This window comes from Massilia sp. X63 (assembly GCF_041023745.1).
Lineage (GTDB): Bacteria > Pseudomonadota > Gammaproteobacteria > Burkholderiales > Burkholderiaceae_D > Telluria.
Genome location: NZ_JBFTEF010000002.1, coordinates 282,783 through 297,761, shown reverse-complemented (window position 1 = coordinate 297,761; position 14,979 = coordinate 282,783). Strand labels below are relative to the sequence as shown.

At 66.3% G+C, this 14,979-nt stretch carries 19 protein-coding genes; 12 read left to right on the top strand and 7 right to left on the bottom strand.

The features are described 5' to 3' along the window. The first annotated feature begins 108 nt into the window (after nt 1-108). The 3 genes from AB3347_RS05500 (at nt 109) to AB3347_RS05490 (ending at nt 1,952) form a co-directional block, all read left to right on the top strand. Entirely contained in the window at nt 109-663 is a 555-nt protein-coding gene (locus AB3347_RS05500) for a cytochrome c (protein ID WP_369090774.1), read from the top strand. Next, nucleotides 660-1,022 (top strand): cytochrome c family protein, encoded by a 363-nt coding sequence (locus AB3347_RS05495; protein WP_369090773.1) that lies wholly within the window; start codon nt 660-662, stop codon nt 1,020-1,022. Before AB3347_RS05500 ends, AB3347_RS05495 begins: the two co-directional genes overlap by 4 nt. An 81-nt stretch (nt 1,023-1,103) precedes the next feature. Further along, a complete protein-coding gene (locus AB3347_RS05490; protein ID WP_369090772.1) occupies nt 1,104-1,952 on the top strand; it encodes a fumarylacetoacetate hydrolase family protein in 849 nt (282 codons plus the stop codon). 4 nt (nt 1,953-1,956) lie between these two features. Here the strand turns inward: AB3347_RS05490 and AB3347_RS05485 are convergent, their stop codons facing one another. Then, the gene (locus AB3347_RS05485) at nt 1,957-2,511 is read right to left on the bottom strand and encodes a carboxymuconolactone decarboxylase family protein (protein ID WP_369090771.1); all 555 of its coding nucleotides are present in this window, start codon (nt 2,509-2,511) and stop codon (nt 1,957-1,959) included. A gap of 114 nt (nt 2,512-2,625) precedes the next feature. Between AB3347_RS05485 and AB3347_RS05480 the strand changes: the two genes are divergently transcribed. Then, complete coding sequence (locus tag AB3347_RS05480) at nt 2,626-3,951, top strand: aspartate aminotransferase family protein (RefSeq protein WP_369090770.1); 1,326 nt, start codon at nt 2,626-2,628, stop codon at nt 3,949-3,951. A 181-nt stretch (nt 3,952-4,132) separates the two neighbouring features. On the opposite strand, the gene AB3347_RS05475 is transcribed toward AB3347_RS05480, so the two are convergent. The 3 genes from AB3347_RS05475 to yjgA are packed head-to-tail and all read right to left on the bottom strand — an operon-like array spanning nt 4,133 to nt 6,015. Then, nucleotides 4,133-4,798, bottom strand: a complete 666-nt coding sequence (locus AB3347_RS05475) for an alpha/beta hydrolase (RefSeq protein ID WP_369090769.1) — start codon at nt 4,796-4,798, stop codon at nt 4,133-4,135. 19 nt (nt 4,799-4,817) lie between these two features. Beyond that, the gene (gene mog / locus AB3347_RS05470; protein WP_369090768.1) at nt 4,818-5,438 is read right to left on the bottom strand and encodes a molybdopterin adenylyltransferase; all 621 of its coding nucleotides are present in this window, start codon (nt 5,436-5,438) and stop codon (nt 4,818-4,820) included. After that, nucleotides 5,416-6,015 carry a ribosome biogenesis factor YjgA gene (yjgA, locus tag AB3347_RS05465; protein ID WP_369090767.1) on the bottom strand — a complete coding sequence of 200 codons (600 nt, stop codon included), beginning with the start codon at nt 6,013-6,015 and terminating at the stop codon, nt 5,416-5,418. Before yjgA ends, mog begins: the two co-directional genes overlap by 23 nt. A gap of 95 nt (nt 6,016-6,110) precedes the next feature. On the opposite strand from yjgA, the gene pmbA reads away from it, so the two are divergent. Both pmbA and AB3347_RS05455 read left to right on the top strand, forming a co-directional pair. Beyond that, nucleotides 6,111-7,475: a metalloprotease PmbA gene (gene pmbA / locus AB3347_RS05460; protein WP_369090766.1), complete on the top strand. Its 1,365-nt coding sequence runs from the start codon at nt 6,111-6,113 to the stop codon at nt 7,473-7,475. Nucleotides 7,476-7,484: 9 nt separating this feature from the next. Beyond that, entirely contained in the window at nt 7,485-7,724 is a 240-nt protein-coding gene (locus tag AB3347_RS05455) for a hypothetical protein (RefSeq protein WP_369090765.1), read from the top strand. A 69-nt stretch (nt 7,725-7,793) separates the two neighbouring features. On the opposite strand, the gene AB3347_RS05450 is transcribed toward AB3347_RS05455, so the two are convergent. Genes AB3347_RS05450 through paaX form a run of 3 tightly spaced genes read right to left on the bottom strand, consistent with a single transcriptional unit; the run spans nt 7,794 to nt 10,158 of the window. After that, on the bottom strand, nt 7,794-8,030 hold the full coding sequence (locus AB3347_RS05450) for a hypothetical protein (protein WP_369090764.1): 237 nt from the start codon (nt 8,028-8,030) through the stop codon (nt 7,794-7,796). A 9-nt stretch (nt 8,031-8,039) separates the two neighbouring features. Next, nucleotides 8,040-9,179 (bottom strand): M14-type cytosolic carboxypeptidase, encoded by a 1,140-nt coding sequence (locus AB3347_RS05445; RefSeq protein ID WP_369090763.1) that lies wholly within the window; start codon nt 9,177-9,179, stop codon nt 8,040-8,042. A gap of 52 nt (nt 9,180-9,231) precedes the next feature. Continuing rightward, complete coding sequence (gene paaX / locus AB3347_RS05440; RefSeq protein ID WP_369090762.1) at nt 9,232-10,158, bottom strand: phenylacetic acid degradation operon negative regulatory protein PaaX; 927 nt, start codon at nt 10,156-10,158, stop codon at nt 9,232-9,234. A gap of 104 nt (nt 10,159-10,262) precedes the next feature. Here paaX and paaA point away from each other — a divergent pair, with 104 nt between their 5' ends. From paaA to paaG, 6 genes are all read left to right on the top strand, one after another. Then, entirely contained in the window at nt 10,263-11,252 is a 990-nt protein-coding gene (paaA, locus tag AB3347_RS05435) for a 1,2-phenylacetyl-CoA epoxidase subunit PaaA (RefSeq protein ID WP_369090761.1), read from the top strand. 109 nt (nt 11,253-11,361) lie between these two features. Beyond that, the gene (gene paaB / locus AB3347_RS05430) at nt 11,362-11,646 is read left to right on the top strand and encodes a 1,2-phenylacetyl-CoA epoxidase subunit PaaB (RefSeq protein WP_369090760.1); all 285 of its coding nucleotides are present in this window, start codon (nt 11,362-11,364) and stop codon (nt 11,644-11,646) included. 23 nt (nt 11,647-11,669) lie between these two features. Continuing rightward, nucleotides 11,670-12,422 (top strand): 1,2-phenylacetyl-CoA epoxidase subunit PaaC, encoded by a 753-nt coding sequence (gene paaC / locus AB3347_RS05425; protein WP_369090759.1) that lies wholly within the window; start codon nt 11,670-11,672, stop codon nt 12,420-12,422. Continuing rightward, complete coding sequence (gene paaD, locus AB3347_RS05420) at nt 12,422-12,934, top strand: 1,2-phenylacetyl-CoA epoxidase subunit PaaD (RefSeq protein ID WP_369090758.1); 513 nt, start codon at nt 12,422-12,424, stop codon at nt 12,932-12,934. Before paaC ends, paaD begins: the two co-directional genes overlap by 1 nt. 16 nt (nt 12,935-12,950) lie before the next feature. After that, nucleotides 12,951-14,027, top strand: a complete 1,077-nt coding sequence (gene paaE / locus AB3347_RS05415; protein ID WP_369090757.1) for a 1,2-phenylacetyl-CoA epoxidase subunit PaaE — start codon at nt 12,951-12,953, stop codon at nt 14,025-14,027. A 157-nt stretch (nt 14,028-14,184) separates the two neighbouring features. After that, nucleotides 14,185-14,976 (top strand): 2-(1,2-epoxy-1,2-dihydrophenyl)acetyl-CoA isomerase PaaG, encoded by a 792-nt coding sequence (gene paaG / locus AB3347_RS05410; RefSeq protein ID WP_369090756.1) that lies wholly within the window; start codon nt 14,185-14,187, stop codon nt 14,974-14,976. Nucleotides 14,977-14,979: the final 3 nt, after the last annotated feature.

Below are 14,979 nucleotides of genomic sequence, written 5' to 3'. Positions count from 1 at the left end.
CGGGAGGGACGGGGGCGCACGCTTGGAAATCACAATTGTGGAGTGGCTTTTATAATACACAAAGCGTGATGCATTTTTTTTAACGAATCCAATCGGACGCACCCCGACATGCTTTCCAACCGCCGCCGGCTGATCGTGAAGACCGCTGTACTGACGCTGCTGGCGGCCGGCGCCGCCGCGGGCGCGGCCGGGCTGGCCGTGCTGTATGGCGGCTGGTACAACATCGGCGCCACCGCCCAGCACTTCCCCATCGTCTACACGGTGCTGGAAGAGGGCATGATGTACTCGGTGCGCCATCACGCCCAGGACATCCGGGTGCCGCGGCTCGGCGGCGAACAACAGCTGCGCCTTGGGGCGCAGGTCTACCGCGACAAGTGCGTGCAGTGCCACGGCGCGCCCGGCGTGGCGCAGTCGACCATCGGCATGAGCATGCAGCCGATTCCCGGTCCGCTGGTGGATGCGAGCCAGCGCTGGGAGGCCCGCGAGCTGTACTGGATCACGAAGCACGGCATCAAGATGAGCGGCATGCCGGCCTGGGAATACCACCTGCGCGAAGACGAGATCTGGGCGGTGGCCGCCTTCGTCACAAGGCTGCCGGCGATGAGCGCCCAGGATTACCGGGCCAGGATGGCCCAGGTCGCCATGCAGGAGGCGCCGCAATGAGGGCGCCGCACATCATCGCCGTGGCGCTGGCGCTGGCCTGCCTGGCCGGCTGTTCTCCCAAGCGTCCGCCGGTGGGCGTGCAGGGCGACCCGGAGCGCGGCAAGATCGCGGTGACGCAGTACGCCTGCCAGTCCTGCCACATCATTCCCGGCGTGCCGGGATCGAAGGTGTATGTCGGCCGCCCGCTCGAAGACATGGCCCGGCGCAAGGTGCTGGCCGGCGCGGTGCCGAACGACCAGGCCGGGCTGGTGCGCTGGATCCGCGACCCGCAATCGGTCGATCCCGCTACCGCCATGCCCAACATGGGCGTGAGCGAACGCGATGCGCTGGACATCAGCGCCTATCTGCTGACGCGCTGAGCGCCGGACTGTCCCGCGCGATCCTTGGTATCATCGCCGCCATGCCCATGCATGGGCCTGTTCAACACGGGGAATACAAGAATGAGATTGGTACGCTATGGCCGTCCGGGCAAGGAAAAGCCGGGCCTGTTCGACGAAGAAGGCCGCCTGCGCGACCTGTCCGGCATCATCGACGACATCGACGCGTCGGTCTTGTCGGACAAGGCGCTGCGCAAGCTGGCGAAGACCGACTGGAAAACGCTGCCGCTGGTGCGCGGCAACCCACGCCTGGGCGTGCCGGTCAAGGGCGTCGGCAAGTTCATCGGCATCGGCATGAACTACGCCGACCACGCCCGTGAAACTGGCGCCGAGGTGCCGAAGGAGCCGATCTTCTTCACCAAGGCGATCAGCAGCCTGTCCGGTCCGGACGATCCGGTCCAGCTGCCGAAAGGCTCGAAGAAGACCGACTGGGAGGTCGAGCTGGGCGTGGTGATCGGCACCCGCGCGCAGTACGTGGACGAAGACGAGGCGCTCAAGTACGTGGCGGGCTACTGCGTGGTCAACGACGTGTCCGAGCGCGCCTTCCAGTTCGAGATGGGTTCGCAGTGGGACAAGGGCAAGGGCTGCGACACCTTCGGCCCGGTCGGCCCCTTCCTGGTGACCCGCGACGAGATCCATGACGTGCAGGACCTCGACCTGTACCTGGAACTGAACGGCAAGCGCATGCAGACCGGGAACACGTCGAACATGATCTTCTCGGTGGCGCACATCGTCAGTTACGTGTCGCGCTTCATGACCCTGGAGCCGGGCGACATCATCACCACCGGCACCCCGCCGGGCGTCGGCATGGGCCGTTCGCCGCAGCGCTTCCTCAAGAAGGGCGACAAGCTGCGTCTCGGCATCGCCGGCCTCGGCGAGCAGCAGCAGGAAGTGGTGGCCTTCCCGAAGTAAGCCGCTAGTCCGGCAGCGGCGCCGCGCTCGATGCCGGCACCGCCGTCCTGGCCGTGTTCATCACGATGGCCAGGAAGGTGTAATACCCGTTGATCCCCATGAGATCGACCACCCCGTGCTCGCCGAACAGCGCCAGCGCGTCCGCATACAGCCGGTCCGGCACCGACTTCCCCTGGTGCAGCGCGATGCAGAAGTCGTGCACCACCGCTTCGTCCACCAGCATGTCGTCCGGCCGGCGGCGCTCGGCGACCGCGTGGATCACCGAGGCGGGAGTGCCCACCTGCGCCGCGATCGGCGCATGGATCGCCCATTCGACCTGCTGGTTCCACTGGCGCGCCGTGACCAGGATCGCCAGTTCCGACAGCCGCACCCCGATCGCGCTGCGGTAGCGCAGGTATTCGCCCATGCGCTGGGCGTACTCCATCAGTTCCGGACTGCGCAGCAGCGGCACGAAAGGCCCGTACACGGCCCCGCGCGGCCCGTCGATGATGGCCTGCGCCGCGGTGCGCTGGGCCGGGGTCATGTCCTCCAGCGCGATCGGTCCGAGTCGGTCGTCCATAAGAAGCGTGGAATGTTGTAATTAGAAAATAATTGCACAGCGTTCTCTAAAAATCAAAAGAACCGGCGCGCCGCACGCTTATCGTCAAAGCCTTGTTCTGACCAAGGAGCCGCAATGAGCCATATCCTTCACCGCAACCTGCGCCAGGTACCGCCGACCGCGGTCTCCGCCGACGGCATCCGCATGCGCGACAAGGCCGGCCGGGTGTATATCGACGCCAGCGGCGGCGCGGCCGTGTCCTCGCTGGGCCACGGACATCCGGACATCATCGCCGCCATGCACCGCCAGATCGACCGCTGTGCCTACGCCCACACGGCCTTCTTCACCACCGACGTGGCCGAGGAGCTGGCGGACCGCCTGGTTGCCGGCGCGCCGCGCGACCTCGAAGGCGTCTACCTGGTCTCGGGCGGTTCGGAAGCGATGGAAACGGCGCTCAAGCTGGCGCGCCAGTACTGGGTGGAGGCGGGCGAGCCGCAGCGCCGCCTGTTCATGGCGCGGCGCCAGAGCTACCACGGCAACACGCTGGGCGCGCTGGCGGTGGGCGGCAACGAATGGCGCCGCAAGGCCTTCGCGCCGCTCCTGATGGACACCGTGCGCGTGTCAGCCTGCTACGAATACCGCGGCCGCCCAGGCTACCTGAGCGTGGACGACTACACGGCCGGCCTGCTGGACGAGCTGGAAACCCGGATCCTGGAGGCGGGTCCGGAGAACATCATCGCTTTCGTCGCCGAACCGGTGGTGGGTGCTACCGGCGGCGCGATCCCGCCGACGCCGGGCTACTTCCAGGGCGTGCGCGACATCTGCGACCGCTACCGCATCCTGTTCATCGCCGACGAGGTGATGTGCGGGATGGGCCGCACCGGCACCATGTACGCGATCGAGCAGGACGGCGTGGCGCCGGACATCGTCGCCATCGCCAAGGGCCTGGGCGCGGGCTACCAGCCGATCGGCGCGGTGCTGGCGCACCGGACCATCGTCGACTGCCTGCGCAGCGGCAGCGGCATGTTCCAGCACGGCCATACCTACATCGGGCATCCGGTGGCGGCGGCCGCCGCGCTCGAGGTGCAGAAGGTGATCGAGCGCGACGACCTCCTGGGCCGCGTGCGCAGCCGCGGCGCGACCCTGCGGCGCATGCTGGGCGACGTGTTCGGGACCCACGAGCACGTGGGCGACATCCGCGGGCGCGGGATGTTCATGGCGCTGGAACTCGTGCAGGACCGCGCGACCAAGGCCCCGTTCGCGCCGGAACGCAAGCTGCACGCGGCGATCAAGGCCAGGGCGATGGAAAACGGGCTGATGGTCTACCCGATGGGCGGGACGATCGACGGGCAGTCCGGCGACCACGTGCTGCTGGCGCCGCCCTTCATCGCGACGGCGGCGGACCTGTCGGAGATCGTGTCGCGGCTGGCGGATGCGGTGGAGGCGGCGCTGAAGCAGTAGGGTGGGCGGCTCCACCCTGCAATACGATGCACCGGTAATGCAAACGCCGCCCACGCGTTCAGATCGCCTTCGAACCGCCGAAACGGCTATTCTCCTGCCGGCTGAACGCGTGGGCGGCATTGACGGTACTGCCAGTCATATTGTCGGGTGGAGCCGCCCACCCTACGGTATTGGTGCCGTCTTACGCCAGCACCTTGCGAATCCACTTCGAGATGTCCTGCACCTCTTCCAGGCACAGCGAGTGCTGCATGGTGTACTCGTGCCATTCGACCTGGTAACCCAGCGACACCAGCGCCTCTTTCGAGTCGCGTGCGCGCGCGAACGGCACCACGTTGTCGTGGGTGCCGTGGGCCATGAAGATCGGGGTGGCCAGGCTCTCTTCGGTGCGCTCCGCGGCCACCGACGCGGCCAGCGGCAGGTAGCCCGACAGGCACAGCATGCCCGCCAGCTTTTCCGGGTGGCGCATGCCGGTCTGCAGCGTCATCGCGCAGCCCTGCGAGAAGCCGGCCAGGATGATGCGCGAGGCCGGGATGCCGCGCGACTTCTCGCGCGCGATCAGGGCTTCGACGTCGCGCTGCGAGGCGCGCAGGCCGCCTTCGTCCTCACGGCGGGTCAGCTCGGCGCCGGTGATGTCGTACCAGGCGCGCATCACGTAGCCGCCGTTGATCGTCACCGGCATCGTCTTGGCATGCGGGAACACGAAGCGGATGCCCGGCAGGCCGGAGAGGTCCAGTTCGTTGACCAGCGGGACGAAGTCGTTGCCGTCGGCGCCCAGGCCGTGCAGCCAGATCACCGCCACTTGCGGGTTCGGCGCGGTTTCGATCTCGATGTTTTGCAGCAGTTCCATGGGATTCCTTTGCTTGCGCTCAGGCGGCGGGAGGCCGCAGCGCGGATTTCGGGCGGAAGGTCTTGCTGACGCGCGGATCGGTTTCCATGTAGGGGCCGCCGATCAGGTCGATGCAGTAGGGGACCGCCGCGAAGATGCCGCCGACAAGCACATTGCCGGCATCGTCCTTCAGGCCTTCCAGCGTTTCCTTGATCGACTTGGGCTGGCCCGGCAGGTTCATGATCAGGGCCGCGTGGTCGGGCGTCTCGCGGATCACCGCGGTCTGGCGCGACAGGATCGCGGTCGGCACGAAGCGCAGGCTGATCTGGCGCATCTGCTCGCCGAAGCCCGGCATCTCCTTGGTGGCCACGGCCAGTGTCGCCTCGGGCGTCACGTCGCGCCGCGCCGGGCCGGTGCCGCCGGTGGTCAGGACCAGGTGGCAGCGCGCCTGGTCGACCAGTTCGGCCAGGGTGCGTTCGATGCCGGCGCGTTCGTCCGGGATCAATCGGGTTTCGATCCGGTATGGCGTGGTGATCGCCTGCGCCAGCCAGTCGGACAGGGCCGGGATGCCCTTGTCTTCGTAGACGCCGCCGCTGGCGCGGTCCGAGACCGACACCAGGCCGATCACCAGAGTTTGATCACTCGTCGTCGGACTCGTCATCGCCCGTTTCCTCGTCGTCGGCGTCGGCCTGCTTCGACTTCTTGCCCAGGTCCTTCAGGATCTGGAAGATCTCGCGGTAGGCCTTGGGCGGCTTGTTCTCCGCCTGTTCCTTGCGCGCGTTGCGGATCAGGGTGCGCAGGTGCTGCGCGTCGAGCTCCGGATTCTCTTCCAGCAGCTGGGTCAGGGCCTTGTCGTCGGCCAGCAGCTTTTCGCGGCGGCGCTCGAGGGCGTGCAGCGCGGCGGTCTCGGCTTTCGAGGCGCCTTTCCAGCTGTCGATGGTGCGCTGGATGACGGCGACTTCTTCCTCGTCCAGCGTGCGCATCTTCTTGCCCACGAACTGCAGGGCGCGGCGGCGGCCCTCGTGGTTGCTGATGGTCTGGCAGGTAAGGATGGCTTCCTTGACGTCTTCCGGCATCTCGACGCGCTTGACGCGGTCGCGCGGCGCCTCGACGAGCTGTTCGCCGAGCTTCTGCAGCTCGTTCGAATGGCGCTTGGCTTCGGACTTGGACGGGCGTTCGTACTCCTGGTCGAATTCGTTGGACTGGAAGCCGACGGAGCCGCGGTTTGGATTAGGCATGATGGTGATTGATCCGATTGGCACTGGGCCGATCAGTGAAAACTGTAAACGGCTGCTATGATAACTGTTTTAGGGCGAGCTACGAAAAACACGATATGAACGACTCCGCGATCACCTCTGCGTTTACCCATACCCAGGACCAGCTGAAACAGCTCGCCCGCGACGTACTGGCCTTCGCGAAGGAGCAGGGCGCCACCGATGCCTCGGTCGAGATCAGCGAAGGCAGCGGCCTGTCGGTTTCCGTGCGTAAAGGCAAGATCGAGACCATCGAGCAGAACAAGGACAAGGGCATCGGCGTCACCGTGTATTACGGCCAGCGGCGCGGCAATGCCAATACCTCCGACTTCTCCACCAAGTCCCTGAAGGACACCGTGGAAGCGGCCTGGAACATCGCCCGCTTCACCGCCGAAGACGACTGCGCCGGCCTGCCCGACGCCGAGCTGCTGGAAACGAAGCCGCGCGACCTGCGCCTGTTCTACCCCTGGCAGATCAGCACCGAGGAAGCCGTCGAACTGGCCCAGCGCTGCGAGAACGCGGCCTTCGGCGTCGACCCGCGCATCACCAACAGCGAAGGCGCCAGCGTCTACGTGCAGCAGTCGCATTTCGTCGGCGCCAATTCGCGCGGCTTCATCGGCGGCTACCCGTTCTCGCGCCACACGATTTCGGTCGCCCCCATCGCCGGCAAGGGCAACCGGATGCAGCGCGATGACTGGTACACCTCGGCGCGCGACCCCAGGAAACTGGCCAAGCCCGAAGCGGTCGGCCGCTACGCCGCCGAACGCGCACTGGCGCGCCTGAACGCCCGCAAGCTCGACACCCGCACCTGCCCGGTGCTGTTCGAGGCGCCGCTGGCCGCCGGCCTGCTCGGCGCCTTCGTGCAAGCCGTCTCGGGCGGCGCGCTGTACCGCAAGTCGAGCTTCCTGCTCGACACGCTGGGCAAGCAGATCTTCCCGGACCACATCAACATCGTCGAAGACCCGCACCTGGTCGGCGCGGTCGGCTCCGCCCCGTTCGACGAGGAAGGGGTACGCACCGTGCGCCGCAAGGTGGTCGACAATGGCGTTCTGCAGGGTTATTTCCTGTCGTCGTACTCGGCGCGCAAGCTGGGCATGCAGACCACCGGCAACGCCGGCGGCTCGCACAACCTCGACATCGTCTCGACGCAGACGAAACGCGCCGACGACTTCGAAGGCATGCTGCGCAAGATGGGCACCGGCCTGCTGGTCACCGAGCTGATGGGCCAGGGCGTCAACTACGTCACCGGCGACTATTCGCGCGGCGCCTCCGGCTACTGGGTCGAGAACGGCGTGATCCAGTACCCGGTGGAAGAGATCACCATCGCCGGCAATATGCGCGAGATGTTCACGCAAATCGTGGCAATCGGCAACGATGTCCTTACCCGTGGCAATAAATCGACCGGCTCGATCCTGATCGAGAAGATGGTCGTTGCCGGTTCCTGAGGAGAGAGCATGAGCAAGTTCGTTCGCATCGACAAAGAAAACAGCCAGAAGAGCGTCCTGCTCAACCTCGACCTCGTGGCCACCGTCGAGCTGTCCCAGCCTTCCGACCTGCTCAGCTCGGGCAACGAGGCGCGCAAGGCCTACGCCACCTTCCTGGCGCCGGACAAGACCACCATCGCCACCCTGCATTTCGATTCGCTCGAGGATGCCGGCAACTGGGTCGGCAAGCACCTGGGCGTCGAACTGTAGTTACCCCACAATGAATAACGCCCCGGAAACCGATCCGGGGCGCTTGCCGACTGTGCGAGCTTGCCGGACTTAGCCGGCCCGCTCGATGCGGCTCAGCCGCTGCCCATAGATGCCCCAGGCGACCGGCTCGCCATCCACCGTGGCCTTCAGGGCCCAGCCGGTGCCGATCTTCTCGACCGTCACCTCGGTTTCCAGCTCCTTGGCCACCTTCTCGGCCCAGGTCTGGGCCGCGCCGCGGCCCTTGAACAGCTCCTGGCCTTCATACACGACGCTGGCGTCGAACACGGAAGCGGAAAAGACGCTCATGGCCTGCTCCTACTTCGCGCCCAGCGCGCGCACCGCGTTCAGCACCGGCTGCAGCACCGCGCCGCCCAGGCGCGCGCTGCGGGCGCCGTCCCAGCCCACTTGCGGGTCCGGGTCGTTGGCGTTGTCCTTGAACGGCAGTTCCAGCGTCAGCGACAGGCAGCCGAAGGCGTGGGTGATGTGCGAGGAGCCCATGGTGAGCGTCTCGTCGGTGAACGGGGTCTTGCCGTAGCCGTGCACGTCCTGGAAGTCCGGGCTGGCGATCTTGAAGTCGTCGATGAAGCGCTGCTGCTGCGCGGCCTGGGCCTCGGTCCAGGTCGGGAGCGATTCGCTGCCGGCCACGAACACGTAGGGCAGGCCCTCGTCGCCGTGCACGTCCAGGCACAGGTCGACGCCGGTTTCATGCATCTTCTGCAGCACCAGGAAGACTTCCGGGCTGCGTTCCATGCTCGGGTTCATCCACTCGCGGTTCAGGTTGGCGCCGGCCGCGTTGGTGCGCAGGTTGCCGCGCACCGAGCCGTCGGGGTTCATGTTCGGCACCACGTAGAACACCGATTCCTTCAACAGCTGGCGCCCGAACGGGTGCGCCGGGTCGAGCAGGGCGTCGAGCATGCCTTCGACGAACCACTCGGCCATGGTCTCGCCCGGGTGCTGGCGTGCGATCACCCAGACCTTTTTCTTTTCGGGTTCCGGTTCGCCGATGACCAGCATGTTCAGGTCGCGGCCGTCGACGGTGGAGCCGAGGTCGAGCATGCGCACGTGCTCGGACATCTGGGCGCGGTCGAGCAGCTCCAGGTGGCGTTCCCACGAATAGGGCTCGAAGTAGGCGTAGTAGACGCTGTCCATGCCCGGGGTGTGCTCGATGCTCATCACCTGGCCGTCGTACGAGGTCGGCACGCGGAACCAGTTCACGCGGTCGTAGCTCGCCATCGCCTGGTAGCCTTCCCAGCCGGCCGGATAGGCGGCCTGGCCGGCGTTCAGGAAGCGGATCGTGCAGGCCTGGCCTTGCGCGCCCTGCAGGCGGAAGTAGAACCACTGGATGATATCGGCGTGCGAGTCCTTGCGGATGTTCAGGTCGATGGCGTTGGCGCTGGTGGCGTTCACGACCTCGATGGCGCCAGCGTCGAACTGGCTGCTGATCTTGATAGACATGGTGTGTCCCGATTATGGGTGTTGGGTAAAAACGTTCATGATACCGTAAGGCTCAGGCCAGGCCGCCGAACCGGTCATGGAAATGGCCGTCGGCCGGCGGCGTCAATTCGTCTTCCTTGCGCAGCATCGCCATGATGTGTTCCTCGGCCCGGGCCCAGGTCAGGCGGTAGATGCGGCGCGCCAGTTCGTAGGCGTCCGAGCCCGGCCACGGGTCGGGCAGCAGCCCGACCGGCAGCATCGGATCGTGCAGCTGCACCCGGCGGTAGGCGTGGATCAGCAGGCTGCGGATGGCAAAGGCGTCCTGGGCGTCGACGTCGGGCTTGTCTTCCAGCAGCGCCGCCACCGGCGCGAAGCCGGCGATGAACTGGCGGTAGGCGGCGGCCACGCTGGACAGGTCCCAGGCATCGCCCACCAGTTCGGGCAGCGGGCGCGAACCCACCCCGGGCAGCTCGGCGGCATCGCACACGAAGACCTTGTCCGCGCCGCCGGCGCGCGCCAGCAGTTCGCGCAGGGTGTCGCGGTCGGGCGCCGGATGGGCCATCACGCCGGTGGCCAGCATCGCGAAGCCTTCCCATTCCATTTCCTTGCGCAGCAGCGCGCGCAGTTCGCCGTCGATGCTGCTAGTGGGCGCCAGCACGAAGGTCCAGCGGCCGTCCCAGTGCAGGGCCGGCGGCGAATAGATGCGGCGGTTGGCGCGCTCGAAGCGCGGCACGGTCCTGGGCTCCAGCGCGTAGCGGCTGCGCCGGCCCTCGCGGCTGGCGACCAGCCAGCCTTCCTGCACCAAGCGGAACACGCTGGTGCGCACCAGCCGGTCGGACACGCCGAGCGGGCCCAGCAGCTCAATCATGCTGCCCAGCCAGAAGGCGCCGCCGTGCGGGGCGATGGCGTCGCCGCACACGGTCATCACCAGCGATTTATGGCGTGGCGGGTCGGTGCTGAGGAAGTGGTCGATCCACTCGCCGCTGGTAAGTCTTGGCATGTTGGTAATGGTAGCAGACTGGCGCAATATGATTCAAAATTTTGGTGTACATCCGATTTTTTGTATCGTATTATGGTTTGAAGAAGTTCGCAACGGAGACCAGCATGTACGCACAAATGGTGGAGACCGGACTCACGAAAGTCAGGTCCGAAGAAGACATGGGCCTTGATGAAGCGGCGTTCCAGGCCCGCATCGACGCCGGCATCAAGATCGAGCCGAAGGACTGGATGCCCGAGGCCTACCGCAAGACCCTGATCCGCCAGATCTCGCAGCACGCGCACAGCGAGATCGTCGGTCAGTTGCCGGAGGGTAACTGGGTCACGCGCGCCCCCACGCTGCAGCGCAAGTCGGTGCTGCTGGCCAAGATCCAGGACGAGGCCGGCCATGGCCTCTACCTGTACAGTGCCGCCGAAACGCTGGGCGTGTCGCGCGACGAGCTGCTGCAGGCCCTGCACGCGGGCAAGGCGAAATACTCGAGCATCTTCAACTACCCGACCCTGAGCTGGGCCGACATGGGCGCCATCGGCTGGCTGGTGGACGGCTCGGCCATCATCAACCAGATCCCGCTGTGCCGCTGCTCCTACGGGCCGTATGCGCGCGCCATGATCCGCGTCTGCAAGGAAGAGTCCTTCCACGCGCGCCAGGGCTACGACATCATGATGGCGCTGTGCCGCGGCACGCCCGAGCAGAAGGCGATGGCCCAGGAGGCGCTGAACCGCTGGTGGTGGCCTTCGCTGATGATGTTCGGCCCCTCGGACGCCGAGTCGGTCAACAGCGCGCAGTCGACCGCCTGGCGCATCAAGCTGTTCTCGAACGACGAGCTGCGCCAGCGCATGGTCGACCAGACCGTGCCGCAGGCCGAATACCTGGGCCTGACCATTCCCGACCCCGACCTGGCATGGAACGAGGAACGCGGCCACTACGATTTCGGCGAGATCGACTGGAGCGAGTTCCACAACGTCCTGAAGGGCAACGGCCCCTGCAACCGCGAGCGCCTGCGCACCCGTGTGAAGGCCTATGAAGACGGCGAATGGTTCCGCGACGCGCTGGTCGCCCACGCCGAGAAAAAAGCCGCCGCCAAGGCCGCCGCATAATCGCCTTTCGTAGGGTGGGCGGGGTAATTTCGGCCAATGGCCGGAATTACAAACGCCCCCGCGTTCAACCAGCTTACGCATGACCGCACAAGAATTACGGAGATACAAGATGAGCAAAGAATGGCCGCTGTGGGAAGTCTTCATCCGCAGCCAGCACGGCCTGGCCCACAAGCACGTGGGCAGCCTGCACGCACCTGACGCCGAGATGGCGATCAACAACGCGCGCGACGTCTACACCCGCCGCAACGAAGGCGTCAGCATCTGGGTCGTGCGCGCCCAGGACATCGTGGCCAGCAGCCCGAACGACAAGGAAGCCCTGTTCGAGCCGGCCAACAGCAAGGTCTACCGCCACCCGACCTTCTTCCTGATGCCGGAAGAAGTCAAGAACCTGTGAGTGCGCAGTTGGAGGCGAACACTGTGGATGCAAAGATCGAGTACCTGCTGCGCCAGGGCGACAACGCGCTGATCCTGTCGCAGCAGCTGTGCCAGCTGTGCGGCAAGGGCCCGGCGCTGGAAGAAGACATGGCGCTGTCGAACGTGGCGCTCGACCTGCTGGGCCAGACCCGCATGTGGCTGAGCTATGCCGGCGAACTCGAAGGCAAGGGCCGCGACGAAGACCGCCTGGCCTTCCTGCGCGACGCGCACGACTACCGCAACTGCCTGCTGGTGGAGCAACCGAACGGCAGCTACGCCGAGGTCATGATGCGCCAGTTCCTGTTCGATACCTGGCACTACTTCCTGGTGGACGGGCTGACCCGCTCCAGCGATGCGCGCATCGCCGAGATCGCGCAGAAGTCGATCAAGGAAGTCACCTACCACCTGCGCCGCTCCGGCGACCTGGTGGTGCGCCTGGGCGACGGCACCGAGCTCAGCCACGCCAAGATGCAGGCCGCGCTGGACGAGCTGTGGATGTACAGCGGCGAGATGTTCCTCTACGACGCCGTGGACGATGCGATGGTGGAGCAGGGCGTGGCCCCGGCGGTCGATTCGCTGCGCCGGCACTGCCTCGACCACATGGCCGAGGTGTTCGCGGAAGCCACGCTGGCCATGCCTTCTCCCGACGCATACATGCAGCGCGGCGGCAAGCAGGGCCGGCACACCGAGCGCCTGGGCTACATCCTGGCCGAGATGCAGTTCCTGCAGCGCGCCTATCCGGGAGCGCAGTGGTAATGAACGCAGTCGGCATCACCCCCGAGCAGGTCTGGCGCTGGCTCGGCGACGTCGCCGATCCGGAGATCCCGGTCATCTCGGTGGTGGACCTCGGCATCGTGCGCGAGGTCGCCTTCGACGGCGACGCTTGCGTGGTGACGATTACGCCCACCTACTCCGGCTGCCCGGCGATGCAGGTGATCGCCGACGCCGTGAAAGAGGCCCTGCAGGCGCACGGCCTGGAGCAGGTGCGCATCGTCAGCCGCCTGGCGCCGGCCTGGACCACCGACTGGATGAGCGAAGCCGGCAAGGCCGCCCTCAAGGGCTACGGCATCGCGCCCCCGGTGCAGCAGGCGATCGACATCAGCGGCCTGCATGCCGGCATCCGCCGCCGCGCCGCGCCCGAGGTGGCCTGCCCGCACTGCGGCTCGCCGCACACCCAGCTGACCAGCGAGTTCGGCTCGACGCCGTGCAAGGCCCTGTACAAGTGCCTCGACTGCCGCGAGCCATTCGATTACTTCAAGTGCCACTGAGAGCACAACGAGACCGATGAGCAAATTCTATCCATTGACCGTGGCCAAGGTGAAGCACGAGACCCGCGACGCCATCGCCGTCACCTTCGACGTCCCGGCCGAGCTGAAAAACCAGTTCGCCTACCAGCAGGGCCAGCACCTGACCCTGCGCGCGATGATCGACGGCGAGGACGTGCGCCGTTCCTATTCGATCTGCTCGGCGGTGCAGGACGACACCCTGCGCGTGGCCATCAAGCGGGTCGCCGGCGGCCAGTTCTCGAGCTGGGCCAACGAGCACCTGCAGCCGGGCGCCACCCTGGAAGTGATGCCGCCGATGGGCCACTTCAACGTGCCGCTCGATCCGCAGAGCGAGCGCCACTACCTGGCCTTCGCGGCCGGCAGCGGCATCACGCCGATCCTGTCGATCGTGAAGACCACCCTGCAGGCCGAGCCGAAGAGCCGCTTCACCATCGTGTACGGCAACCGCGCCTCGTCGAGCGTGATCTTCCGCGACGAGCTGACCGACCTCAAGGACACCTACATGGACCGGCTCAAGCTGGTGTATGTGATGAGCCGCGAGCAGCAGGACATCGAATTGTTCAACGGCCGCATCACCGAAGAAAAGTGCGGCCTGTTCCTGCGCCACTGGATCGACATCCGGGACATCGACGTGGCCTTCATCTGCGGCCCCGAAGACATGATGCACGGCGTGTCGCGTTCGCTGCAGGCGGCCGGGCTGGCCAAGGAAAAGATACGCATCGAGCTGTTCGCCGCCAGCATTCCCAAGCACGAGCACAAGCCGCGCAAGGTCGAAGCAGGGCAGCAGCACCAGACCGAAGTCACCGTCATCATGGACGGCAACGCGGCCAGCTTCACGATGGACAAGGACAAGGAGTCCTTGCTGGACGCCGGCCTGCGCGCGGGCATCGACATGCGCTACTCCTGCAAGGGCGGCGTGTGCTCGACCTGCCGCTGCAAGGTGCTTGACGGGCAGGTGGAGATGGACGTGAACTACGCGCTGGAAGACTACGAAGTCGCGCGCGGCTTCGTGCTGAGCTGCCAGAGTTTTCCGATCACCGACAAGGTCGTGGTCGACTTCGACATCGCCGAATAGGCCTGCCAGCAGAGACACCGTCGTTCTCGCCATTGGCGAGCCCGGCTCCCGGCGCAGGCCGGGGTCCAATTGACATTCGTGGCATAGCAGCGAACCTGGGTCCCGGCCTGCGCCGGGACGACGACTCAACGGACAACAATAAGACTTGGAGACATCCATGAGCTACGAATCCATCCAGTTCAAGATCGACAACGGCATCGCCGTCCTCACCCTGAACCGCCCCGATCGCCTGAACAGCTTCACCCAGGCCATGCACCTCGAAGTGCGCGACGCCCTCGAACAACTCCAGGCCGACAAATCGGCACGGGTGCTGGTGCTGACCGGCGCCGGCCGCGGCTTCTGCGCCGGCCAGGACCTGCAGGACCGCGCCGTCGCGCCGGGCGCGCCCGGCGTCGACCTCGGCGAATCGGTCGAGAAGTTCTACGCCCCCCTGGTGCTCACGCTGAAGTCGCTGCCGATGCCGGTCATCTGCGCCGTCAACGGCGTGGCGGCCGGCGCCGGCGCCAACCTGGCCCTGGCCTGCGACATCGTGCTGGCCGCGAAATCGGCCAGCTTCATCGAAGCCTTCTGCAAGCTGGGCCTGATCCCCGACACCGGCGGCACCTGGCACCTGCCGCGCCTGATCGGCCCGGCGCGCGCCACGGGCCTGGCCATGCTGGGCGAGAAGCTCAGCGCCGAAAAGGCCGAGCAGTGGGGCCTGATCTGGGCCTGCGTGCCCGACGAAGCCCTGATGGACCAGGCCATGGCCATGGCCGAGCACTTCGCCAGCGCGCCGACCAAGGGCCTGGCCTTCACCAAGCAAGCCTTGCAAGCCAGCTGGGCCAACACCCTGCCGGAGCAGCTGAAGCTGGAGGGCGAGATGATGCGCGAGCTGGGCTACAGCCACGACTACCGCGAAGGCGTCGCCGCCTTCATCGCCAAGCGCCCGGCGCACTTCAAGGGAGAATAAGAC